The 23600-nt window shown below is 66.6% G+C and carries 26 protein-coding genes; 8 read left to right on the top strand and 18 right to left on the bottom strand.

Going from position 1 to position 23600, the window contains the following annotated elements; genetic code table 11:
* Positions 1-58 precede the first annotated feature (58 nt).
* The 8 genes from argE to CFB49_RS31530 form a co-directional block, all read right to left on the bottom strand.
* The gene (gene argE / locus CFB49_RS31565) at positions 59-1222 is read right to left on the bottom strand and encodes an acetylornithine deacetylase (protein WP_069619133.1); all 1164 of its coding nucleotides are present in this window, start codon (positions 1220-1222) and stop codon (positions 59-61) included.
* A complete protein-coding gene (locus CFB49_RS31560) occupies positions 1215-1892 on the bottom strand; it encodes a DUF1028 domain-containing protein (RefSeq protein WP_089493332.1) in 678 nt (225 codons plus the stop codon). Before CFB49_RS31560 ends, argE begins: the two co-directional genes overlap by 8 nt.
* Entirely contained in the window at positions 1889-2338 is a 450-nt protein-coding gene (locus tag CFB49_RS31555; protein ID WP_050014029.1) for a RidA family protein, read from the bottom strand. Before CFB49_RS31555 ends, CFB49_RS31560 begins: the two co-directional genes overlap by 4 nt.
* Before the next feature lie 68 nt (positions 2339-2406).
* Positions 2407-3729 (bottom strand): flavin-containing monooxygenase, encoded by a 1323-nt coding sequence (locus CFB49_RS31550; RefSeq protein WP_089437692.1) that lies wholly within the window; start codon positions 3727-3729, stop codon positions 2407-2409.
* Positions 3730-3913: 184 nt separating this feature from the next.
* Positions 3914-4360 carry a hypothetical protein gene (locus tag CFB49_RS31545; protein WP_069619136.1) on the bottom strand — a complete coding sequence of 149 codons (447 nt, stop codon included), beginning with the start codon at positions 4358-4360 and terminating at the stop codon, positions 3914-3916.
* 217 nt (positions 4361-4577) lie between these two features.
* Positions 4578-5189, bottom strand: a complete 612-nt coding sequence (locus CFB49_RS31540; protein WP_089493331.1) for a hypothetical protein — start codon at positions 5187-5189, stop codon at positions 4578-4580.
* 29 nt (positions 5190-5218) lie between these two features.
* Positions 5219-5512: a RebB family R body protein gene (locus CFB49_RS31535; protein WP_050014033.1), complete on the bottom strand. Its 294-nt coding sequence runs from the start codon at positions 5510-5512 to the stop codon at positions 5219-5221.
* A 113-nt stretch (positions 5513-5625) separates the two neighbouring features.
* Positions 5626-6183 carry an RNA polymerase sigma factor gene (locus tag CFB49_RS31530; protein ID WP_069619138.1) on the bottom strand — a complete coding sequence of 186 codons (558 nt, stop codon included), beginning with the start codon at positions 6181-6183 and terminating at the stop codon, positions 5626-5628.
* A 243-nt stretch (positions 6184-6426) separates the two neighbouring features.
* Between CFB49_RS31530 and CFB49_RS31525 the strand changes: the two genes are divergently transcribed.
* The gene (locus tag CFB49_RS31525) at positions 6427-7269 is read left to right on the top strand and encodes a Crp/Fnr family transcriptional regulator (RefSeq protein ID WP_249190565.1); all 843 of its coding nucleotides are present in this window, start codon (positions 6427-6429) and stop codon (positions 7267-7269) included.
* A 101-nt stretch (positions 7270-7370) separates the two neighbouring features.
* Here the strand turns inward: CFB49_RS31525 and CFB49_RS31520 are convergent, their stop codons facing one another.
* From CFB49_RS31520 to CFB49_RS31500, 5 genes are all read right to left on the bottom strand, one after another.
* Positions 7371-7694, bottom strand: a complete 324-nt coding sequence (locus tag CFB49_RS31520; RefSeq protein ID WP_069619140.1) for a RebB family R body protein — start codon at positions 7692-7694, stop codon at positions 7371-7373.
* Positions 7695-7866: 172 nt separating this feature from the next.
* Positions 7867-8229 (bottom strand): RebB family R body protein, encoded by a 363-nt coding sequence (locus CFB49_RS31515; RefSeq protein ID WP_069619141.1) that lies wholly within the window; start codon positions 8227-8229, stop codon positions 7867-7869.
* 193 nt (positions 8230-8422) lie between these two features.
* Positions 8423-8755 (bottom strand): RebB family R body protein, encoded by a 333-nt coding sequence (locus tag CFB49_RS31510; protein WP_069619142.1) that lies wholly within the window; start codon positions 8753-8755, stop codon positions 8423-8425.
* A gap of 80 nt (positions 8756-8835) precedes the next feature.
* Positions 8836-9462: a hypothetical protein gene (locus tag CFB49_RS31505; protein WP_089493329.1), complete on the bottom strand. Its 627-nt coding sequence runs from the start codon at positions 9460-9462 to the stop codon at positions 8836-8838.
* 345 nt (positions 9463-9807) lie between these two features.
* Positions 9808-10734, bottom strand: a complete 927-nt coding sequence (locus CFB49_RS31500) for an SEL1-like repeat protein (protein WP_249190564.1) — start codon at positions 10732-10734, stop codon at positions 9808-9810.
* A gap of 527 nt (positions 10735-11261) precedes the next feature.
* Between CFB49_RS31500 and CFB49_RS36540 the strand changes: the two genes are divergently transcribed.
* Positions 11262-11417: a hypothetical protein gene (locus CFB49_RS36540; protein WP_006481299.1), complete on the top strand. Its 156-nt coding sequence runs from the start codon at positions 11262-11264 to the stop codon at positions 11415-11417.
* A gap of 208 nt (positions 11418-11625) precedes the next feature.
* Positions 11626-12639 (top strand): tryptophan--tRNA ligase, encoded by a 1014-nt coding sequence (gene trpS / locus CFB49_RS31495; protein WP_089493328.1) that lies wholly within the window; start codon positions 11626-11628, stop codon positions 12637-12639.
* 9 nt (positions 12640-12648) lie between these two features.
* On the opposite strand, the gene CFB49_RS31490 is transcribed toward trpS, so the two are convergent.
* The 4 genes from CFB49_RS31490 to CFB49_RS31475 all read right to left on the bottom strand — a co-directional run bounded on the left by CFB49_RS31490 (position 12649) and on the right by CFB49_RS31475 (position 16671).
* The gene (locus CFB49_RS31490) at positions 12649-13059 is read right to left on the bottom strand and encodes a VOC family protein (RefSeq protein ID WP_089493327.1); all 411 of its coding nucleotides are present in this window, start codon (positions 13057-13059) and stop codon (positions 12649-12651) included.
* 93 nt (positions 13060-13152) lie between these two features.
* The gene (locus CFB49_RS31485) at positions 13153-14073 is read right to left on the bottom strand and encodes a bestrophin family protein (RefSeq protein WP_069619146.1); all 921 of its coding nucleotides are present in this window, start codon (positions 14071-14073) and stop codon (positions 13153-13155) included.
* Between the two features lie 187 nt (positions 14074-14260).
* Positions 14261-15268, bottom strand: a complete 1008-nt coding sequence (cydB, locus tag CFB49_RS31480) for a cytochrome d ubiquinol oxidase subunit II (RefSeq protein WP_089437686.1) — start codon at positions 15266-15268, stop codon at positions 14261-14263.
* A gap of 2 nt (positions 15269-15270) precedes the next feature.
* A complete protein-coding gene (locus tag CFB49_RS31475; protein WP_069619148.1) occupies positions 15271-16671 on the bottom strand; it encodes a cytochrome ubiquinol oxidase subunit I in 1401 nt (466 codons plus the stop codon).
* Between the two features lie 423 nt (positions 16672-17094).
* Between CFB49_RS31475 and fdhD the strand changes: the two genes are divergently transcribed.
* The 5 genes from fdhD to moaD all read left to right on the top strand — a co-directional run bounded on the left by fdhD (position 17095) and on the right by moaD (position 21450).
* The gene (gene fdhD / locus CFB49_RS31470) at positions 17095-17967 is read left to right on the top strand and encodes a formate dehydrogenase accessory sulfurtransferase FdhD (protein ID WP_089493326.1); all 873 of its coding nucleotides are present in this window, start codon (positions 17095-17097) and stop codon (positions 17965-17967) included.
* On the top strand, positions 17964-19178 hold the full coding sequence (locus CFB49_RS31465) for a molybdopterin molybdotransferase MoeA (RefSeq protein WP_089493325.1): 1215 nt from the start codon (positions 17964-17966) through the stop codon (positions 19176-19178). Before fdhD ends, CFB49_RS31465 begins: the two co-directional genes overlap by 4 nt.
* Positions 19179-19395: 217 nt before the next feature.
* Entirely contained in the window at positions 19396-20520 is a 1125-nt protein-coding gene (gene moaA / locus CFB49_RS31455) for a GTP 3',8-cyclase MoaA (RefSeq protein ID WP_089437683.1), read from the top strand.
* 47 nt (positions 20521-20567) lie between these two features.
* Complete coding sequence (locus CFB49_RS31450) at positions 20568-21140, top strand: molybdenum cofactor biosynthesis protein MoaE (protein ID WP_089493324.1); 573 nt, start codon at positions 20568-20570, stop codon at positions 21138-21140.
* A 52-nt stretch (positions 21141-21192) separates the two neighbouring features.
* Positions 21193-21450, top strand: a complete 258-nt coding sequence (gene moaD, locus CFB49_RS31445; protein ID WP_069619153.1) for a molybdopterin converting factor subunit 1 — start codon at positions 21193-21195, stop codon at positions 21448-21450.
* A gap of 150 nt (positions 21451-21600) precedes the next feature.
* Here the strand turns inward: moaD and CFB49_RS31440 are convergent, their stop codons facing one another.
* Positions 21601-23025 carry an aminotransferase-like domain-containing protein gene (locus CFB49_RS31440; protein ID WP_089493718.1) on the bottom strand — a complete coding sequence of 475 codons (1425 nt, stop codon included), beginning with the start codon at positions 23023-23025 and terminating at the stop codon, positions 21601-21603.
* Between the last annotated feature and the right edge of the window lie 575 nt (positions 23026-23600).

The raw sequence follows: 23600 nt of genomic DNA, 5'->3' as shown, positions 1-23600 counted from the left end.
CAGGGAATGGGACATCGCACGCGCCGGCGGATGCGGCGCGTGCGTGCCGGCCGCCCGTTCAGGCGGCGGAAGCAAGATACGCGGCGAGGCGGCCCAGCATCGCGTCGCATCCGTGCAGTTGTTCGAGCGTGACGAACTCGTCGGGCTTGTGCCCCTGGTCCATGCTGCCGGGCCCGCACACGACGGTCGGAATACCGGCCTGCCCGAACAGCCCGCCCTCGGTGCCGAACGCCACCGTGCCGAACGCGTCGGACCCGCTCAGCCAAGCGACCAGCCGCGCGGCCTCGCTGTCCGGCGCGGTCGCCAGCCCCGGATATGCGCCGAGCGGTTTCAGTTGAATGTCGGTATCGGGCTGCACCGCGCGCATCCTCGGCAACAGCTCGGATTCCGCATAGTCCTGCAGCTTTCTCGGCACGTCGTGCGCATCGAAATCTGGCAGCGCACGCACCTCGAAATCGAACTCGCATTCGGCCGGCACGATGTTCAGCGCGCGGCCGCCCTTGATCAATCCCGTCTGCACGGTCGAGAATGGCGGGTCGAAGCGACTGTCGTGCCGCTCGGGGCGAGCGAGCGCCGCGCCGATCTCGCCGAGCCTGCCGATCAGCTTCGCCGCATAGTCGATCGCGTTGACGCCCGATGGCGCGTAAGCGGAGTGACACGCGGCGCCTTTCACGTGGCAACGCATCGCGAGCTTGCCCTTGTGACCGAGCACCGGCTTCAGTTCGGTCGGCTCGCCGATCACGCACAGCCGCGGACGATGTTCGCGCGCGGCCAGTTGTTCGAGCATCGGCCGCACGCCGAGACAACCGACTTCCTCGTCGTACGAGAACGCGAGATGCACGGGCACGCTCAACGGCCGCGCGACGAACGCCGGAACGGCCGCGAGCACCGATGCGATGAAGCCCTTCATGTCGGCCGTGCCGCGGCCGTACAGGCGGCCGTCGTGCTCGGTCAGCCGGAACGGTTCGACCGTCCATGCCTGCCCGTCGACCGGCACCACGTCGGTATGGCCCGACAGCGCGACGCCGCCGCGATCGCGCGGGCCGATCGTCGCGTACAGGCTCGCCTTCGTGCGTTCCGCGTTGTAGAACAGTTCGCTCTCCACCCCGAAACCCGCGAGATAGTTGCGGATGAAACCGATCAGCTCGAGGTTCGAATCGCGGCTGACCGTCGCGAAGCCGATCAGCCGTTCGAGCAACGCGCGGCTCGACGGATCACTCATCGCCGGGCACGCCGTAACGCGGTGCGGCGGTCGGGTTCAGCGCGCGCGTCTGGTAATCCTGCATCTGCGGCCGATACGCGCGCCACAGCGCGTCGAGCTGCCCGACCGGATCGGTATCGGCCCAGTCGACGCGCAGGTCGACGATCGGCCAGGTCACGTCGCCCGTCACCTTCAGCGCGGCCGAATGCACGGGCCCGGCCTCGCCGCCGGCCGCCATCGCCGCGTGCATCGCGGCGAGCAGGCGATCGGCGAGCAACCCCGGCGCGTGCTCGAAGGCCCGCACCATCGCGTCGATCACGGCTGGCGCGGCCAGCAGGTTGCCCGCCGCCACGCACTGCTCCCCCTGCACCGCGCGATGCGTGCCGAGCGCCTCCTTGCCGGTGAAGCATGCGGTCTGCCCCTGCCCGTCGATCACCGTGACCTGCCGGTACTGGCTCCAGCCGTTCGCGCTCAACGCCCGGTCGAGTGCCGCCGCCGGCGCGAGTTGGTCGTGCTCGATCAGGTCGAGGATCTGGGGCCCAAGCGCCGGCAGCGTGATGTTCTGCGTCGACACGGCGCCGACGCCCGCACGCACCCACGGGCAGCGCGCGCCCACCGCGATGCTCGACGAGCTGATCGCGATCCCGAGCTGCCCCGTCTCCGGGCAGCGCCCGACGATGGAGAACGTCATGTCGCCTCCCGTGCGCGGTTCGGCTGCCAGTTGTCGGGGATCACCGCGATCACGTCGATCTCCATCAGCCACTGCGGCTGGCCGAGCGCGGAAACGACGAGTCCCGTCGAGATCGGATAGACGCCCTTCAGCCACTTGCCGACCTCCTGGTACACGGGTTCGCGATAACGCGGATCGATCAGGTAGGTCGTCGTCTTCACGATGTGGGTGATGTCGCTGCCGGCTTCCTCGAGCAACTGCTTGACGTTCTTCATCGCCTGCTCGGCCTGCGCGCGCGGGTCGCCGAGGCCGATCAGGTTGCCGTCGAAATCGGTGCCGACCTGGCCGCGCACGTAGACGGTGTTGCCGGCCCGCACCGCCTGGCACAGGTCGTTGTCGAGCGTCTGGTTCGGGTAGGTATCCTTCGTGTTGAACATGCGGATACGCGTATGGGTAGGCTGGCTCATCGAGGTCCTTCGAGTGTCGGTGTGGTCGCCCGCCGCGCGGGAAGGGGCGCGGCGGGGTCGTCAGGTTGTCAGTTCGCCGCTTCGGCGAGCGGGCGCGCGTCCGGCTGCACCGCCTGCGCGGCCGCGCGGTGCTGCGCCGCGTCGTGGTACGCGAGGTACTTGCGCTGCGTGACGATGTGATCGGCGATGTGCTTCGCGTCGTGCCACACGCCCCAGATGAAGCTGGAGCCGCGCCGCGACAGCCACGGCAGCCCGAGGAAATAGATGCCCGGCTCCTTCGATACGCCGCGCTGGTGTTGCGGCTTGCCGTTCGACGCGAACGCGTCGACGTTCAGCCAGCCGTAGTCGACCGCATAGCCGGTCGCCCAGACGATCGACGCGACGCCCGCGCCGGCGAGATCGAGCGAGAGGATCGGATGCGCGACACAGCCGGGGTCCGGCAGGATGCGCCGGGCGTCCGGCTCTTCCGGCAGGTCGAGGCCGTTGCGCGCCGCATACGCGTCGGCCGCGTCGAGCAGCGACAGGTAGTTCTCGTCGCCGCGCGCGAGATTGATCGCGAGATCGGGTTCGAACACGGCCACGCCGCCGTCGAACGACTTCGTCAGCCCGACCAGCGTCACGCCCTGGTTCGCGAGTGCGCGGAAATCGACCGTATGGCCGCCGCGCGCGCCGCTCACCGCGATCGTCACGTGTTCGCGGCCGGGCGTCGCGACTTCCTTGTCCCATTCGCCGAGCACGCCGAGCCACCAGCAGAAGTCGCGGCCGCGATATGCTCGCGGCGGACGATCGTGCGGCCCGACCGACAGGTAGACCTGCCGGCCCGCGCGCTGCAGTTCGTCGGCGATCTGCACGCCCGACGAACCGGCGCCGACCACCAGCACCGCGCCTGCCGGGAGCTGGCCCGGGTTGCGATAGTCGGCGGAATGGATCTGCACGACGCGCGCGTCATCCGGCGCGATCGGCGGAATCACGGGGCGCTGGAACGGGCCCGTCGCGACCACCACGCGGTTCGCCTCGATCGTGCCGTCGGACGTCTCGACGACGAAGCCCGGCTTGCCCGTGTTGCGCACGACATGCGTCACTTCGACGCCGGTGCGGATCGGCGCGTTGAATCGACGGGCATACGCTTCGAAGTAGTCCGCGACCTGGTCCTTCGTTGCGAACGCATCGGGGTCGAGCCCGTCGAACTCGAGCCCCGGGAAACGGTCGTGCCACGCGGGGCCGTTCGCGACCAGCGAATCCCAGCGCCCGGTGCGCCAGCGTTCGGCGATACGGCTGCGCTCCAGCACGAGATGGGGCACGCCCTGCTTGCCCAGGTGCTCGCTCATCGCCACGCCGGCCTGCCCGGCGCCGACGACGAGCGTATCGATCGAGGTTGTTTCGACTGCCACGGCTGTCTCCTTCTGAAGTGCGGCTCATGCGACGCTTGTGTCGTCGCGTGAGCTGGAATGGAGACATTCTGCTGACAGGCCGCGTGGCGCGAAACGAGGTTTTTTGTTGGCGTTGACGAGCAAAAAGCTGGGGCGGGGCCGGCGCCCGCGCATCGCGGGCACCGGTTTCGATGGATCGTGCAGGCTACACGTTGGTCCACGCGTCGGTGCCCTTCTGATACTGCATCACGCCGCCGTGGAGCCGTACCCGCAGGTTGCCGTCCGGCACCTGTACCCATTGGGTCATGCCGAGGCTCATCATCAACGCGACGAAGAAGTCCCGCACTTCTTGCGACACATTGGCCTGCCAGACATCGATGCGCCCGAGACACGCCCGCATGTTGCCGCTCTGCTGCATGATCGTCTCGACCTGTCCGGCGACATTCGACGCCGTATCGTAGACCTTCGTGCCGTCGGGGCTGACGATCGACAGATGGATGCCGCGCACCAACGTCGGCTGGCCGGGCGTCTGCTCGACGAGCGCGATGCAACTGGTCATCGTGCCGAAATCGATTTCCGTCGCATCGCCCCAGTTGCGCTCGCCAACCCGCAGCGGCGCCGAACCGTGTACGTTCTGAATGATGTAGGACATGGGTTCCTCACATGACTAGACAGGACTGCCGGTAGCAGGCCGCGACGTGTTCAACCCAGAACGTGCGTCGCGCCCGCCGCTCACGTCCCGCATCGGGCCTGACGGGCCCGGCGGATCGTGTCGATTGAGACTGTTTCGCCCGCTGCACGCGTGGCAGGCGATTGCCCCGAGGTTCTCGATGCATGATGGCCCGCGACGTTCGTATCGACGCCGCGCCCTACGTGCCCTTCTTGTCCAGCAGCGCCTGATACTTCTGCAGGCTCTCGTCGATCCGGTCGAGCGCGACGCTCGCGGCCTCGCCTTCGATCGCCTCCGCGGCGCCCGCGACGACCGCCGCGGTCGCGACGAACAGGTCCGTCAGCAGCAGGCCCACCGCATCCATCGCCATGCCTTTCACGTCTTCGTCGATGGTCTTCTGCGCGAGGTCCTTCATCAGCACGCTCTTGCCCGCGATCGCCAGCGACGTCGACGCCTCGAAGTAGTTGGCCGCCGCCTGCGCGACCATGCCGCCGGCCTGCGTGATCAACATGTTCGGACCGACGGCGATCTGCGTGGTCGCGTAGGACGCCGCCTCCGCGTTGATCGCCTGCACCGTCTTCAGCGCCGACGGCGCGGCCCCGGCCGCCCCCGCGATCTGGTCCGGCGCCTTCAGCGCATCGGTGAACCTGCGCAGCCGATTGACGGGCCACGCGCGCTTGCCGGGTGTCGGCGTCGCGTCGTGCGGCGCGACCTCGGCCGGCGCAGCTGCTTCGGCCGCGGCGTCCGCGGCGTCGTCCGGCACCTGCGTCGCGCCTTCTCCGCGTCCGCCCAAAAGACCTTTCATGTTCATGATTCAGGTATCCCGATAGTCGTCGCGTCCTAATGCGTGGAACCCGTCGGCGACCCGCCCGCCGCGGGCAGCGACGCGCCGCCCGATGCGGGCTTCGGCGATGCCTCGACGGACAGGATCATCGCCACGGCCTTCGACACGACGGCGTTCGAAATCTGGTTCAACGCTGCCTGCTGCTGTGTCATGTTCTGCGCCGAGATGCCGACGGCCTGGCTGAACATCTGGTAAAGCATGCCCAGCGCCTGGGCCGGTGATCCCGCGACGACGTTGACGTTGGTCTGCGTCAGCGCATCGGTAATCTGCTCATTGACTTTGTCTGCCACGAGGCCTCCTCGGATCTCGGCTCCGGCATGCGATTGAAGGAACGGCGGGCCGGCAGGCCATCGACGCCGCGCATGCCGTTAGGAACGCTGCATGCCGGCATTCGTGAACGCGCTCACGCGAGTTCCTCGCGCAACTTCTTGCGCAGCAGTTCGACGCGCTTTCTGGCAAGCGGCTCGTTGATCCCGAGCGTCGCGGCGATGTGGAAATACGGCCGGTCCTCCTCGAACTTCAGCGTGAACAGCATCTGCTGCTGCGGGGACAGCACCGACAGCGCCTGCTCGAGACGCAGCAGCTGTTGCCGCAGCAGCAGTTGCTGCTCGACCGACGGCGCGTGGCCGGCCAGCTCGACGGCGTGATCGTCGTCCCAGGCCGGGTCGAATTCGAGCATGCCGCTTTCGCGCAGGCGGCGGCGCGCGCCATCGAGGAACGCGTGATTCAGCGCCAGGAAGAGGAAACCCGTCAGGTTCCGGACGCGCTCGGGCGAGCGCTGCAGGTAAATGTGGACCTTGAGTGCGGTATCGGAAAGCAGTTCGTCGGCCCGGTGAACATCACCCTTGCACAACAGGCGCGCGCGGCGCCGCAATTTCCCCTGCATTTCCCGCCAGGTGCGGTCGAGCTGCTGCGCCGGAGACTCGGGCGTCGGGGCAGCGTGCTGGTTCGAGGTTGTCATCCCGTGTCTTCCTTTTTTATGGAAAACACAGAATCGATTCGAGGCCGGGATTGACGCTGTTACCCGTGTAACACCGATATAACGATAATCGGCTTCGGTAAATTTTCTTGATTATTATGAACGGAAATATTAATTCACCGGCATAGCCCGATCCGTCGTTTCAGGTGCGCCGCCGGGCCTGACTGAATAACGGCATTGCGATGAAAAAGAACGACTACCGCCGCGATGCGTCCGTGCGTCGGCATGCTGTTTTCGATGTCGGTCGATCAAGCGCGCTTGCCGTCAAAGTGCCGCCTCGTCCGGACCGCCTGCCGATTATTTCAATACTTTCATTATTCATTTTTCACGCAATGCCGAAGGCAGCGTTTTTCGCTAGGTGGCCGCATCGTTCAACAACCTCGCGCGGAAAACATGCCTGCCCTTGCTAACGCTCAAACGCTGCGCAACATACCGATACTCGTCGATCTGCCGGAAAGCCTGCTCGCCCACATCGAGCGGCATGTCACGCCCTGGCCCGAACACGGCAATCGCCTGTTGTTCTTCAAGGGCGATCCGGGGGATTTCGTCGCGTTCGTGCACCGCGGCCGCGTCTACAAGACGCTGCACGAGCCCGGCGGACGCGAGATCATTCTCGGCCACTCGATGCCGGGCGACCTCATCGGCGAAAACACGCTGATTCTCGCGCACCGGCGCAGCTTCACCGCCCAGTTGAGCGCCGACTGCCGCATTTCGCTGCTGCATCGCCAGCACTTTGCGCCGCTGCAGGCCAACGCGGAATTCATGGCGCGCATCCACGAACAGCTGTGCCGGCACATTCATCAGCTGAGCGAGTTCGTCGAGTCGGCTTGCCTGTACCGGCTCGAAGCACGACTCGCGCGCCATCTGCTGAACCGCATGCAAGGGAACGATCTCGAGGTGCCGCTGCCGGAGAGCCAGAGCATTCTCGCCGCGATGCTCAATGTCAGCCGGCCGCGACTGAACAGCAGCCTGCAGAAGATGCAGCGCGACGGCCTGATCCGGCTACACGAACACGGCGTGACGATTCGGAAACCGGAGCAGCTCCGGACCATCGTCGACGCCAATTGACGCCCCGGCAAGCGCATGCGTGATGCGGCGCCGCCGTGCGGGCAGGTCGAGCGCGCCGCGTTGCGCGGCGCGCGGTGAAGGTCAGAGGCGCGCAGTGAAGGTCAGCCGCGCCCGTGACCGAGGGCGTTCATCAACTGCGCGACGGCGGCCAGTTGCGAGACGAAGCTGTCGTTCGCCGACCGCGCCGCGCTGGCCTGCGCCACGGGCGAGCCCGCATAGAGCTGCATGATGCCGACGGTCGTGGCGGCGAGGTTGGACGCCGCCTGGTTCGCCTGCATCTGCACCGCGTTGTGAAGCAGGATCGCGGACGCATGGCTGTTCGATTGCATGAGCGTGCCCAAGGCCACGGCGGGCGCTTCGCCTACCACCTTGACGTTGGCTTGCGTGACTGCATCGGTCATCGCAGGGGAAACCTGTTCCGGCATGTCGTTGCTCCTGGTTGGCTCGCCGCTGCGGCGCGGTCGCGGCGAAAGCATGAATGGGTCGGTCGGCGCCGTCGAGACGCGACAGGACGTCCGCCGTCACGGCGTCGATACGACGTCGGGCGCCGGGCGACAGCCACCGGGATCGGGGCCGCCGCCCGGCGCCGACGCAGGGTTAGCCGGCCAGCGCCTTGCCGAGCGCCAGCACGTCAGCCAGCACGGACAGCACGCCGTTCGAGCCGATTTCGGTCGCGGCGGCGCCGGCGCTCGCCGGCCCGAGCGTGTACAGCTGCATCGTGCCGACGTTCGTCGAGGTCGGCAGTTGCACCGCGGACTGCGACTGCTGCTGCACGGCGTTCTCGAACAGCACGCTGAGCGAATGGCTCTGAGCCTGGTACAGCGAGCCCGTTGCCATCGCGGGCGCTTCGCCCACCACCTTGACGTTGGTCTGCGTGACCGCGTCGGTGATCGCGGCGTTCACCGCACAGGTCTTGCAGGGGTCCTTCGTGTCAAGCGGATCGTTGACGTCGTTTGCCATCGTATTTCTCCTGGTTCGCGAACGGGCACCGCATCGAATCGGCGCTGCCCGCCCTGTCGTTTGCTCCGGAACACCGCGCGGCACCGCTGATCAGGCGCCGGCGGTCATGCTGCGCATCCGCGGCACGGCGGCGGTATCGGCGGCGCGTGCCACTTGCGCCGCCGCTCGACCACGGCGCTGCGACGACGCCTTACTACTTGGTCACGGCCTTCCCGATCGCGATCACGTCGGCCAGAATGGAAATGATCCCGTTCGCGCCGATTTCCGTGGCGGCCGCGCCCGCGCTTTCCGGTCCGATCGTGTAGAGCTGCATCGTCCCCACGTTCGTCGACGTTTGCGACTGGATCGCGGCCTGCGACTGCTGCTGCACCGCGTTCTCGAACAGGATGCTGAGCGAATGGCTCTGGGCCTGGTACAGCGAGCCCATCGCCATTGCCGGCGCTTCCGCGACCACCTTGACGTTGACCTGTGTGACCGCATCGGTAATCGCGGGATTGACCTGGCACACTTGACACGTATCAGCCATTTGTTGCTCCTTGGTTCACGTAGTTGAGAGGTCGCACATCGGGGCCGGCCGGTTTCGCGTTCGGTCGCATGACCCGCGTGCTACTCCATGGACGCTTGGCCGGGCGTATCGTGAACGGCAGCGGTGGATTCGGCGGCTTCGGCCGGGCCGGCGACGATGCTGCGCAACCGGTCCTCCATCGCGTCGAGCCTGACGGCGAGCCCTTCGGCGAGCGCATCGCCGTATTGCCGGAAGCATGTTTCGATTTCCTGACGGATCAGGCCCGTCAGTTGTTCGCCGATCATCGTCAGCGCCTCGCGAGTGCTGTCCTGGATCCCGGTCGCGCCGGATGCCTGCGCGTCGCCGGCCGGCTCGTTCGCGTCGAGTACGCCCGATACTTTTCGCTGTTCCGACGCGAGCATGTCGAGGGTCGTCTCGTTCTGCGTGTCGATCGTCTGCAGGATGCCGCGCATCTTCTCGTACGCCTTTTGCTGGTTGAGCTGCAGAAAATGCTTGATCTGTTGGCGCGCCTCTTGCCGGGTTTTGAACTGCGGCAGGGGCGGCTTCGCGGCGCTCGCCGGCGCGGCCGGGCCGGCGGCAGGCGTCGGCGGGTTTGCTTGCCGGCCCGACAGCCGTTCCAGCAGCGCCTGTTCTTCGCCGGGCTTGAGAGGCCGTCCGAGTCGCTCCGCGAGCTGCCGCAGCAGCGGGTCGAGTGCTTCGTTGCTCATGACTCACACCTCCTCGAGGTTCGCTCGCGACACGGGTACGTGCGGTTCGGTGTCGGACGGACGCCGCGCCACGACGGCCTGGTCGGCGTGCTGTAATGGATATCGCATGGGGGTTCTCCGGGAAAGGGATGTGCGACGGCCTTGCCGGAAATTCGGCAGGACTGCTGCAAGGACGAACCGTGCGAGGGAGGTGTGAAGTCGGCCGGCACCGCGCGAGGGCGGCGGGGTGTCAGGGAGCGGGTAACCACCGACAGGCGCGGCCGTCGTTTCCGCCTGCGGAAGAACGGCGACCTGCGGCTTCTCCGGCAGCATCTGGCCACCGGACACGTAAGCGCGCCCCGTACGCTACGACACGGGATGCGCCGCGGGTTTGACCGACGACTCCGGCACGGACGTCACCGCCTTCGCCGCGTCGATCAACGTCTCCTTGCGGCCGTCCCACTTGGGCAGATTGGCGGGCGGCAGCGGCACGACCTTGTCCAGATTCGGCAGACGCAGGTCGGGGTCGCGCTCGAGGCGGTCGGCAAGGACACTGTAGCGCTCGGCACGGGCACGATCCTTCACATTGCCGACCACGGAATCACCACCGTCAAACGCACCGAACAGATAGGCCGCACTTTCGGCGCTGCCGAACTTCACGCCGTCATGCAGCGTCTTGAGGGCACGTTCGTTGTTCTCGCTCAATTCGGCTCGATCGCCCACGATCGTCGTTCCCAATTCATATGCAGCAAGTCCGTTACCTTGCGCGACCGCACATTCCAGCATTTGCAGGGAGATCTTGCGGTTACCCCAGAAGCCCGCCTTCGGATCGTCATAGAGCGCATCCATCTTGCCACCCAGATACGCCATCGAACTCGGGCTGCCCATATCGGCGGCCAATTGCCAGAATGCATAGGCGCGGCTGGCATCCGGCTTAACGCCCATCCCGTTCATGTAGTACGTGCCCATCAGATCGTAGGCGGCCGGAATACCCAGTTTCATCGCCTGTTCGGTGATCTGAACCGCATGTTCCGAATCGCGCTCCACACCCTCCCCCTGCGCGTACGCATTCGCCAGATTCAGCATGGCCTTCCAGTGCTTGCGCTCGGCCGCTTTCGTCCACAAATCGACAGCGCCCTTGTAATCGCGCTGGTTCGGCCACAGCAGGGAACTGGTCAGCGCCATTGCCTGCTGATTCCAGCGATCGGCCTCCGGATCAACAGGCGGCACCACGGCAGCTTCATGCCTGCACTCAAATGCCCCGCGATGCGGATTGAAGGCAGTCAGCGACATATTCCGCGGAAGCGCATCGCCCCTTGAACAGGCCGCACTGGCGAAGCACAAGAAAACAGAAACCAATTGCGTGAAGCCAATGCGGCGGGCAGCAGTCGAACGTAATTGATTTCGCACGATTTCGAATACCCATGTAAGAAAAGCGAACCCATTGTCGCGCGCTCGTTATGGTATGAGCGCGCGAGACCGGAAGATCCATCCGGTTTTTCCAAGCGATTTCATTGGCCACCGGCAATCGCGCCCAACCGGGAAACGCCCGGGGCCTCGGCCCGTAGCGTGGACACGAGGCCATCCATTCCGACCATCACCCTACAATCCTTGACCATGCGTACCGCCCCGAACTGGTAGCATGCGCATCGTTTCGCATGAGACGTGCGTTTCAGAATATACGATCGAACCCTTTTTGAGATCCCCGGACACTTCTGCCCCACGGGAAGTCCCGTTGACCCATTTCCGCGCAACACCCCGGCTCGCCCCGCGCGACCCGTTGCAGTAACCGTTGGAGTGGCGCACCCGCGCCTGCAAGCATGAAGAAATCGAAGCAGCCCACCCGTCCCCCACGCGACAAGGACCGCACGCCGCTCGTACGCGCCGGTGCGTGGCTGTTGATGGCCGGCCTGCTGTACCTGCTGTGGCCGTCCGCCGAAACGGCGTACCTCGCGATGGAATCCGTAATCCGCTGATGCGCACGTCCGCGCGCGCACTACGCTATACTGCCGCGATGGAAACGAAACCCGCCTCGCCGATCGTGCATTGCTGGTGGCGCGCCTGACCCAGGCGGCCCGTTTCCTTTTGCATGTCCCAAACGTGATGCCGCCAGCGATGGCGGCATTTGCGTTTCTGCGCTGACATCATGGCTGGCGGCTTCGATAACCCGGAGCAACGACGACCATGACGCACCCCACCCGCCCGACCATCCTCACCGGCGACCGCACGACCGGCCCGCTGCATCTCGGCCACTACATCGGCTCGCTGCGCGCACGCGTGCAGATGCAGCACGAGGCGACGCAGTTCCTGCTGCTCGCCGATACGCAGGCGCTGACCGACAACATGGGCCGCCGCCAGCGCGTCACCGAGAACGTGATCGAGGTCGCGCTCGACTATCTCGCCGTCGGCATCGATCCGGCGATCTCGACGATCGTCGTGCAATCCCAGGTGCCCGAACTCGCCGAACTGTCGCAATACCTGCTCAACCTCGTCACGGTCGCGCGTCTCGAACGCAATCCGACCATCAAGGAAGAAATCCGCCTGCGCGGCTTCGAGCGCGACATCCCGGCCGGCTTCCTGACCTATCCGGTGAGCCAGGCTGCCGACATCACCGCATTCAAGGCGACGCACGTGCCGGTCGGCGACGATCAGCTGCCGATGATCGAGCAGACCAACGAACTCGTGCGCCGCTTCAACGCGACCGTCGACAAGCCGGTGCTGGTCGAATGCGAGGCCGTGCTGTCGGCGGTCACGCGGCTGCCGGGCATCGACGGCAAGGCGAAGATGAGCAAGTCGCTCGGCAACGCGATCACGCTCGGCTCGACGCCGGACGAGATCGCGCAGGCCGTGAAGGACATGTATACGGACCCGAACCATCTGCGCGTGAGCGACCCTGGCCAAGTCGAGGGCAACGTCGTGTTCACGTTCCTCGATGCGTTCGAGCCGGACGTGGCGAAGGTCGACGAGCTCAAGGCCCACTATCGCCGCGGCGGCCTCGGCGACAGCGTCGTCAAGCGCGTGCTGAACGAGCGGCTGCAGGCGCTGATCGAACCGATCCGCACGCGCCGTCGTGAGTTCGAAGCCGACAAGGCCGAAGTGATGGCGATCCTGAAGCGCGGTACGCTGCATGCGCGGGACGTGGCGGGGGCGACCCTTGCGGAGGTGAAGGGTGCGATGGGGCTCACGTATTTCGATTGAGCGGCGCCGTCACGGCCGCACGCGCTCCGCCGCCGCATGACACACGGCCTCGATCCGGTTGCCGGCCGGATCGACCAGAAAAGCCGCGTAGTAGTCGCCGTGGTACTGCGGCCGCAATCCGGGGGCGCCGTCGGACTGGCCGCCCGTTGCGAGGCCAGCCTCGAAAAACGCATGCACCTGCTCTCGGGAAGCGGCCTTGAAACACCAGTGCCGCTTGCTCGCCGCGACTTCGGCGGGATCCAGATACACCGCGAGAAAGGTCGAATCCGGGTCATTCGCGCTGCAACGTTCGCCATAGCCGAGCGCATTGGGCCGGTCATAGACCTTGGCTGCGCCCAGCGCAGCCATGACGGCATCGTAGAAGGGGCGTGCCTGGTCGATATCCGGCACGCCGATCGACACGTGATCAAGCAATTGCATGGTGCGGGCTCCATTGAACGAGCACGAGTCTACACACCCGTCGTCGATCCGGCCGATCAACCTTACCGACGACTACACTACCGCCCCCGCCGCCTACGTGATCTGATACGTCGATGCCGGCACGAATTCCTCGGGCATCGGCCGATCGCCGAGTTCGAGCACCGACCGCTCGATCGTGCGCGTGATCGCATCGAGCGCGAGCGCATTCGGCGCAAGACCGAACGGCTCGGCCACTTCGTTCGCGATCGCTTCGAGTGCGATCAGCGTGTAGGAAATGAACACGCAGATCAGCGGCGTGAAGAACTCCGTCGAATCGACAAGCCCGAACGGCAGCAGCACGCAATACGCATACACGGTGCGATGGAGCAGCACGCTGTACGAAAACGGGATCGGCGTCGACTGGATGCGCTCGCAACCGCCGACCGACTTGCCGAGCGCGTCGAGTTGCGTCTCGAACATCCAGCAGGTCGCATCGCTGCCGGGTGCGTGCCCCAGCGCACGCACGATGCCGCCGCGCAGCTCGTCGAGGATCGCGACCGGCTTGTAGCATTTGCCGCCGAGCGCGGCCGTGCGCTCCGCCCCGAGAATGCGCTGCAGGTCCGCGGTCGGATCGGTATGGCGCAACTGGTGCTTCAGTGCATACGCGAGCGCGATCAGCAGATCGGCGAGCCGGTTGCGCTCGGCGTCACTCACGTTGTCGGGCAGGTAGCGATGCAGTTGCGACGTCACGGCGCGTGCGGCGATCAGCAGGTTGCCCCACAGATGCCGCGCCTCCTTGAAGCGCTCGAAGCTCGCGTTGTTGCGAAACCCGAGGAAGATCGCGAGCGCGAGCCCGAACAGCGTGAACGGCGCGGTGTTCAGCGGAATCTTCTCGCCGAAGATGCGTCCGTTCGTGAAGACCGCCAGCGTGCTGACGATCGCCATGAACACGAGCTGCGGAATGATCGACTGCAGCACGGAGCCGTTCCATACGAACAGCATCCGGAGCCAGTTCTGTCGTGGTCGGACGATCATGATGTTTTCTCGACTGGCAAAGGAATAGGAAACCGGAATACGCAACCCGTTGCGCCCGCACCCGATGTGCAACGGCCCGCGCATGGCGGGCCGCTTTTCGGTCGGGGCCGGGACGGGCGCCGCGCTGCGCGTGATGATACGCACCCGCCGCGCCCCGTCACCTCGCTGGCCGCTCAGTGATAGCCGCTCAGTGATAGCCGATATCGCCCTCGCGCACCTTGCCGCGGAACACGCGGTACTGCATCGCGTTGTACACGAGGATGATCGGCAGCACGATCACGGTGCCGACGAGCGCGAACAACTGGCTCGAATGGCTCGACGACGCGTCCCAGATCGACAGCGACGGCGGCACGATGTTCGGCCAGATGCTGATCACGAGCCCCGTGTAGCCGAGGAACACGAGCGCGAGCGTCAGCAGGAACGGCGTGGCCTCGTGCGTACGCTTCACCGCGTAGAAGATGCCCCATACGCATGCGACGACGAGGATCGGCACCGGCAGGAACCACCCCAGGTTGCCGCTGCCGAACCAGCGGTGCGCGACGGCCGGCAGCCCGATCACGGTCCACAGGCTGACCACGCCCATCACCGCGAGCAGCACGCCCGTGAGCGGCTTCATCAGCAACCGCATCTTGCGCTGCAGTTCGCCGTCGACCTTCAGGATCAGCCAGCCGCAGCCGAGCGTCGCATAGGTGACGAGCACGCCGATCCCGCACATCATGCTGAATGGCGACAGCCAGTCGAACGGCCCGCCCGCGAACTGGTTGTTCTCGATCTTGATGCCCTGCAGCAGCGAACCGAGCACGATCCCCTGGCAGAACGCGGCCAGCGCCGAGCCGCCGATGAACGCGAGATCCCACATGTGCTGCGTGCGGGTCGCTTTCGCGCGCAGCTCGAACGCCGCGCCCCGGAAGATCAGCCCGACCAGCATCAGCACCAGCGGCAGGTAGTTCGCCGGCAGCAGCGTCGAATACACGACCGGGAACGCGCCATAGAGGCCCGCGCCGCCGAGCACGAGGAACGTCTCGTTGCCGTCCCACACCGGCGCGACGGTGTCGAGCATCACCTGGCGCTCGGCCTTCGCATCGAAGAACGGAAACAGCAGCCCGATGCCGAGATCGAAGCCGTCCAGCATCACGTAGATGAATACGCCGAGGCCGATGATCGCGGCCCAGACGACAGGAAGATCGATGTGCATGGTTACTCCGCCTCGGTGACGTTCAGCGGCGTGGACAGCGCGCTCTTGCGCAGCCCCGGATGCCGGTGCAGTTCGATGTAGCCGGCCTGGGCCGCCGGCCCGCGCTTCATCAGCTTCATCATGTAGTAGATACCCGTTCCGAATACCAGGAAATACACGACCACGAAGACCAGCAGCGACACGCCGACCTGCTGAGCGGTGAGCGGGGAGACCGAGTCGATGGTGCGCAGCACGCCGTACACGGTCCACGGCTGCCGACCGACCTCGGTCGTGATCCAGCCGGCCAGCAGCGCGACGATGCCCGACGGCCCCATCGCCACCACGAACCACTGGAACCAGCGCGTTTCATACAGGCGCCCGCCCTTTCTCAGCAGCAGCCCGAGCAGCGCGGTCAGCAGCATCAGCATCCCGAGGCCGGCCATGATCCGGAACGTCCAGAAGATGATCGGCGAATACGGGCGGTCCTGCGGCGCGAATTCCTTCAGCCCGCGGATCTCGCCGTCCCAGCTGTGCGTGAGGATCAGGCTGCCGAGGTGCGGCACCTGGATCGCATAGCGCGTGGTTTCGGCCTGCATGTCGGGGAGCCCGACGAGGTTCAGCGCGGTGCCGCCCTTCTCCGTTTCCCACAGCCCCTCGATCGCCGCGATCTTCGCCGGCTGGTATTCGCGCGTGTTCAGCCCGTGCGCGTCGCCGACGAAGATCTGGATCGGCGCGAGCACCAGCAGCATCCACAGCGCCATCGAGAAGCTGCGCTTCACGGGTTCGTCACGGCGCCCCTTCAGCAGATGCCATGCGCCGCAGGCGGCGACGATGAAGCCCGCGACGATGAACGCCGCGATCGTCATGTGTGCGAGACGGTACGGAAACGACGGGTTGAAGACGATCTTGAACCAGTCGACCGGCACGACGAGGCCATTCTCGATCTTGTAGCCTTGCGGCGTCTGCATGAAGCTGTTCGACGCGAGAATCCAGAACGTCGAGATCAGCGTGCCGACCGCGACCATCAGCGTCGCGAAGAAGTGCGCGCGGGGGCTCACGCGCTGCCAGCCGAACAGCATCACGCCGAGGAAGCCGGCTTCGAGGAAGAACGCCGTCAGCACTTCGTACGTGAGCAGCGGCCCGGTGATGTTGCCCGCGACGCGCGAGAACCCGGACCAGTTGGTGCCGAACTCGTACGCCATCACGACGCCGGAGACCACGCCCATGCCGAAGCCGATCGCGAAGATCTTCGACCAGAACTGAAACATGGACTTGTAGGCGGCGTCGCCGGTGACGAGGTAGCGCCATTCCAGCACCGCCAGGAAGCTCGCCATGCCGATGCTGATCGCGGGGAACACGATGTGGAACGACACCGTGAATGCGAATTGCAATCGGGCGAGATGGAACGCATCGAAGATTTCCATGACCGTAATTTGCTCGTGGTTGTGAGGACGTACGCTCGAAGCAGGAAATCGCGCGACGGCTTGGCGACGACACATGCGAACCCGAACGGTGGCTCGCACGGCATCGAAGCGTGAACGACGATATCGCGTTTGCAACGATACTCGCAATCAATCGAACGTGCGCTGAAACTGTGCTGCCTGCGCCGCCGAAGATGTGTGCACGGAAAATAGTTACCATGCCGGCGGGACGCTCAGCTGTACTGCTTTCTCCGTCGCGGCGCTGTGCGTCGGGCGCGCGGCTCGCTCCACTTAACATGTCGTGCAACGCCTGCCCGCGGCGGTCGCGCGCCCTTCGGCGCCCGCCCGGCGGCATCGATTCCCGTGGTTCGGCGCACGCGCCGAGCCCGGCCGGCCCGCCGGCCGCCCCGCCCTGGAGAAACGTGCATGGAGTCCTGCATCCGCCGCGACGATCCGACCGGCAGCACCGCGTGTCGGGTGACGCGCCATCGTGCCGGCGACGCGCGCGACACCGTCGATCGCGTCGTCGACGAAACCCCGGTTGCACTCGTGTTCAACGGCATCTCGCACACGGTCATGATGGCGACGCCGATCGACCTCGACGCGTTCGGCCTCGGCTTCGCGCTGAGCGAAGGCATCGTCGAGCGCGCATCGGACGTCTTCGACATCGAAAGCGAGTGCCGGCCCGGCAGCGCCGAAGTACGGCTGACCGTGTCGCAGCAGGCGTTCATGGCGCTGAAGGCCCACCGCCGCGCGCTGGCCGGCCGCACCGGCTGCGGCGTGTGCGGCATCGAAAGCATCGCGCAGCTCGACCTGCACCCGCCGCGTATCGCGGCCGCCGGCACGGCCGCGGGCATCGGCGCCGACGCGATCGCGCGCGCCGCGCGGGCGTTGCCGGCCCGGCAGACGCTGATGCGCGAGACGGGCGGCATCCACGCGGCAGCGTGGTGCGATAGCAACGGCGCCGTGCTCGACGTGTGCGAGGACGTCGGCCGCCACAACGCGCTCGACAAGCTGATCGGGCAGCTCGCGCGCCGCCGCGCCGACCTGCACGCGGGTTTCGTGTTCCTGTCGAGCCGCGCGAGCTACGAACTGGTGCGCAAGGCCGCGCGGGTCGGCATTCCGATGATCGCGACGATCTCGGCGCCGACGTCGCTCGCGATCGACGTCGCCCGCGAAGCCGGCGTGCGGCTGCTCGGTTTCTGCCGCAACGACGGCTTCGTCGAATACGTATCGCCCGCCGCCGTTCACCTCGACCCACCCGCGCCCGCAACGGCACATCCGGCCCACTCTTCATGACCCACCTGTCCGATTTCGATACCGCGCAGCAACGATTCGCCGCCGCGTTCGCGCCGCTCGACGCTGCCACCTCCGTGCCGATCGCGCAAGCGGCCGGCCACGTGCTGGCCGCGCCGCTGACGGCCGTGCTCGACCAGCCGCCGGCCGACCACAGCGCGATGGACGGCTACGCCGTGCGTCATGCGGACCTCGCGCACGGCGAGCCGCTGCGTGTCGCGCAGCGCTGCTATGCAGGCGATACGCCGGCGCCGCTCGCGCCGCGCACGGCCGCCCGCCTCTTCACCGGCAGCCTGATTCCGCCCGGCGCCGACACTGTCGTGATGCAGGAGCATGCGCAAGAACGGGACGGCCGTGTCACGTTCGACGTGCCCCAGCGCAGCGGGTCGCACATTCGCCGCCGCGGCGAGGAAGTGCGCGCCGGCGAGCTGCTCGTGCCGGCCGGCGTGCGGATGGGCGCGATGCACGTCGGCGTGGCCGCCGCGCAAGGTTTCGCGCGAATCGACGTGCGCGCGGCGCTGCGCGTCGGCATCCTGACGACCGGCGACGAGCTGGTCGCGTGCGGCGAGCCGCGCGCGCCGCAGCAGATCTACAACAGCAATGCGCCGATGCTCGCCGCGCTGGTCGCGGGAACCGGCGCCGACGTCGCGATGAGCGTGCACGCGGCCGATACGGCGACCGCCGTCGATCGGGCGCTGCGCGACCTGCACGCGCAGTGCGACCTCGTGATCTGCGTCGGCGGCGCGTCGGTCGGCGACAAGGACCTGCTGCGCCCCGCGCTGGCCGCGCTCGGCGCGTCGTTCGTCGTCGCCGGCGTGCGCATGAAGCCCGGCAAGCCGGTCGCGCTCGCACGGCTCGATACGCGGCCCGTGGCGCTGCTGCCCGGCAATCCGGGCGCCGCGATGACGACGTTCGCACTATTCGTCGCACCGCTGATCCGACGCCTGCAGGGGCGCGACGCGTGCATGCCGGTCGTGCCGTCGCTGCCGATCGACACCGGCTTCGAGCCGGATGCGCAACGCGAGCGCTTCGTGCGCGTACGCTGTACGGTGGACGCAAACGGTACGCCCGTGCTCGATACGCTGCGCCAGCAAGGCGCCGGCACGCTGCAGTCGCTGGTGCAGGCAAGCGGGCTCGCGCGGCTGCCGGCCGGGCGCACCATCGCGCGCGGCGACGCGGTTCCGTACTACGAATTCGCGCGCTGGCTCGCATGAGCGCGAAGTCGACTCTCCATCCGATACGGCGCGTTCGCCCCATTCGCCGCGCCTGTCGCGCGTCCCGGCCGGCGAACTGTATTCCTGCGATTCGGGCGCGATTGTGTCTCTGCCGGCCCAACCCCGCGGACTATGCTCACGATGAGGCTCGTCACGACCTGTGCGCCGATACGTCGGCACACGCACGGCCGAGCGGCGACGCCCCTCCGCTTACTTCATGCAGGCCGACGACCCGATCGTGAATGCCATCGTTTCCGCCGCGCCGGCCGCCGTCGCTTCATCCGGCGACGCATCGCCCGGTGCTTTCCTCCGCCCGTCCGACACGCTCGGCCGTCCGCTGCGCGACCTGCGCCTGTCCGTCATCGACCAGTGCAATTTCCGCTGCGGCTACTGCATGCCGCGCGAAAACTTCGGCGCCGACTACGCGTTCATGCCGTCGTCCGAACGATTGTCGTTCGCGCAACTGGAAAAGATCGCCCGCGCGTTCACGTCGCTCGGCGTCGAGAAAATCCGCATCACGGGCGGCGAGCCGCTGCTGCGCCGCCACCTCGAAGCGCTGATCGAACGGCTCGCCGCGCTGACGACCGTCGACGGCAAGCCCGTCGAAATCGCGCTGACGACCAACGGCTCGCTGCTCGCCGCGAAGGCGCGCACGCTGCGCGACGCGGGGCTGTCGCGCGTGACCGTGAGCCTCGATGCGCTCGACGACACTGTGTTCCGCCGGATGAGCGACGCCGACGTGCCGGTGTCGCGCGTGCTGGCCGGCATCGAGGCCGCGCACGCGGCCGGGCTCGCGCCAGTCAAGGTCAACGCGGTGATCGAGCGCGGCGTGAACGACGACCAGATCCTGCCGCTCGTGCGGCACTTCCGGCACACGGGCGTGGCCGTGCGTTTCATCGAATACATGGACGTCGGCGGCGCCAGCTTCTGGTCCGGCGACAAGGTCGTGCCGGCCGCGCGGATGCGCGAGCTGATCGACGCGCACTATCCGCTCGTGCTCGTCGGCGAACCGGGGCACGACGCCACCGCGATTCGTTGCGCGCACATCGATGGTGCAGGCGAAGTCGGCTTCATCGCGAGCGTGTCGCATCCGTTCTGCGGCACCTGTTCGCGCGCCCGCGTGTCGGCGGACGGCCAGCTTTATACGTGCCTGTTCGCGACGCAAGGCGCCGACCTGCGGCCGTGGCTAGACGATGCGGCGTCGATCGCCGACCTCGCCGCCGCCGTGCGCGAACGCTGGACGCGGCGCGACGACCGCTATTCCGAGCGCCGGGCCGCACGGCCGGCCCGCGCGCCGGGCAAGACCTATCCGACCGTGCGCATGTCGCTCGTCGGCGGCTGAAGGGCCGCCGCGCGACACCGGATGCGCCGCCCACTGGAGAACCTGTCATGACGACTTTCACCGAATCCCGCGCCGGGCTGCCGGACGATCCGCTGCGTGCCGGCAGCCCCGCGCCGCCCGTCGATGCGGCCGGCACTCACTCCGAATCGGCGCCCGCGATTGCCGCCGGGTTCGAAGTGCGCGTGCAGCATGCGCCGATCGACGCGGGTGCGGAGCTTGCGCCGATCGTTCGCAATCCGAATGTCGGTGCGGTCGTGAATTTTCTTGGCGTGGTGCGCAAGGAAGGCGATGTCGACGACGTCGTCGCACTGGAAGTCGAGCACTACCCGACGATGACCGAACAGGCGCTGTGGAGCATCGTCGAGGAGGCGACTGCACGCTGGCGGCTCGAAGCGGTGCGGATCGTGCACCGTGTCGGCCGCATTCCGCTCGGCCAGCCGGTCGTGCTGGTCGTGGTGGCCGCCGCGCATCGCGCGTCCGCGTTCGATGCGTGCGAATTCCTGATGGATTTCCTGAAGACCCATGCGCCGTTCTGGAAGAAGGAGATCCGGCACGACGGCGAATCCGGCTGGGTCGAGGCGAAGGCGCACGACGACCAGGCGATGCGGCGCTGGGGCTGATCGCGCTCGCTTCGCATTTTCCGATTTCGCCGCTCCTTCTAAAGACAACACAATGAAACTGACGATCAAATACTTCGCGAGCATTCGCGAACAACTGGCAATCGATGAAGAAACCGTCGAGATCGATGCCCGCGAACTCACCGTCGACGCGCTGCGCGGCACGCTGGCCGCACGCGACGCGCGCAGCGCGGACGCGCTGCGGATGGACCGCCCCGTGCGGGCGGCCGTGAACCTCGAAATGGTGACCGGGGACTTCGTCGTGCGGGAGGATAGCGAGGTTGCGTTCTTTCCGCCGGTGACGGGGGGATGACGGAACGCGCAGGGTTGCGCGCTTCGATGTAGCCACTTTGCCGAGATCGACGCCCCGACCATGACCGCGGTCGTCGGCGCCGGCCTGGAAAAACAAAGCCGGCACGAGGCCGGCTTCTTCATCGAAATACAACGCACCGCAAACGCCCCTTCATCGCATGCACGCCGCGGCCAGCTTCCCGACCGTGATCACCGCCTGCTCGATCTCCGGCGACCACGGGCTGCTGTAATTCAACCGGATGAAGTTCCGGTAGTTGTCCGTGATCGAGAACATGTAGCCGGGGCCGATCGTGATCCCCTGCTCCAGCGCGAGTTGGTACAGCCGCATCGCATCGACCTGCGCAGGCAGCTCGACCCACAGCACATACCCGCCCGCCGGGCTCGACATGCGCGTGCCTTCAGGAAAGAACCGCGACACCATCGCGCGCATCAGATTCGCCTGCTGCGCATACGCCTTGCGAATCCGCCGCAGGTGGTGCTCGTAGCCGTCGCGCTCGAGAAACTCCGCGATCGCCAGCTGCGGCAATGACGGCGTCGCGAGCGTATTCAGGAACTTCAGCTTCTCGACCTGATCGCGGTAGCGGCCCGGCAACGCCCAGCCGATCCGGTACGCGGCCGTCAGGCTCTTCGAGAACGACGAGCAATGCAGCACGATCCCGGTCCGGTCGTAGGATTTCAGCGAACTCGGATGTGTGTCGCCGAAATACAGTTCGTTGTACACGCCGTTCTCGATGAGCGGCAGCCCGGCCTTCGCTGCGAACTCAACCAGTTCGCGCTTGCGCTCGTCCGGCATCTGGAAGCCCAGCGGATTCTGGAAGTTCGGCATCACCATGCACGCGGCGATCGGCTGCGACTTCGCGATCGCGGCCAGCGCCGCGATGTCGATCCCGTATTCCGGATGCGTGGCCACCTCGATCGCCTTCATCCCCATCCGCTCGATCGCGTGCAGCATCGCGTAGAACGTCGGCGATTCCACCGCGATCGTGTCGCCCGGCTTCGCCACCGCCTGCAGACACAGGTTGATCGCTTCCGTCGCACCGACCGTCACGATGATCTCGTTCGGGTCCACCGACATCCCGTTTTCCAGGTAGCGGCGCGCGATCTGCCGGATCAGCCGCGGATGGCCGGGCGGCAGCCCGTCGGTCACGCCCCACAGCGACTTGTCGCGGCCAGCCGCGTACGCGTAGCGGTTCAGCTTCTCGAACGGGAACAGGCTCGGGTCCGGATACGGCGAGCCGAGCGGCACCGCGTCGTCCGTGCCGATCGAGCGCAACGTCGACAGCACGAGCCGGCTTACATCCACCGACGACGAGATCGCGATCGGCTTCGACGACCGCAGCTCGCGTACCGGCGCATGACTGTCGTCGCGCCGCAGGTTCACGAAATAGCCCGACTGCGGCCGGCTTTCGAGCAGCCCGCGGCTTTCCAGCAGCAGATACGCATGCAGTACGGTCGTGATGCTGATCCGGTGCTGCTGGCTCGCCTGCCGCACCGACGGAATCCGGTCGCCGTGCCGGTACACGCCCTGGCGGATCAGGCGCTCGATATCGTCCGCGAGTTTTTCATAGAGTTTCATCGTGCGTCTCCCGCCGGCGCGCACGGCGCCGCCTCGCCGTGTACACCCAATACGCACGTGTTGCGCGTGTTCCGCCCGCCGAGCGGGCCGTCGTGATTCCTGATCTTCCCCTCCGGTTTTGCCTTTTCCATCGCACTGGCTCTCTCTTGAAGATGCGCCGGCAGGGTTCCGGATCAGCTGGATCTGCGGCACTGTGCACTTGATGACCGGATCTTAAGAGAAGAACAGTTGGCGGCGGGTACACACATCGAACGCGCGAACAAGAGTACAGTTCCGCCCGAATCGCGAATCACGGGAAAACTGTACGTCTTATGAAATGGCCGGACGGCCGGTTGGCCGGCCCGAGGCGGCCGGATCGGCCTGGAACACCCGCCGCACCGGCGGGGGGCACTGCAGGGTTTTCGTCGTGAGAGCCACACGATGCGGTCCACGATCGAACACGTCGCCAGCGTCGTCGGCAACGCTGCACGCATGATGGCCCCGGTCCGCCAGCGCGATATCGAAACGGAGCGCCAGAACCGCCTGAACCGGTGTGGATCTACCGCTGGGCGGGATGGCGCGACATCGCCGGCACG

Origin of the sequence: Burkholderia sp. AU17457, from assembly GCF_002223255.1 — a bacterium.
Taxonomy (GTDB): domain Bacteria; phylum Pseudomonadota; class Gammaproteobacteria; order Burkholderiales; family Burkholderiaceae; genus Burkholderia; species Burkholderia sola.
This window is presented reverse-complemented; position numbering and strand designations above follow the sequence as displayed.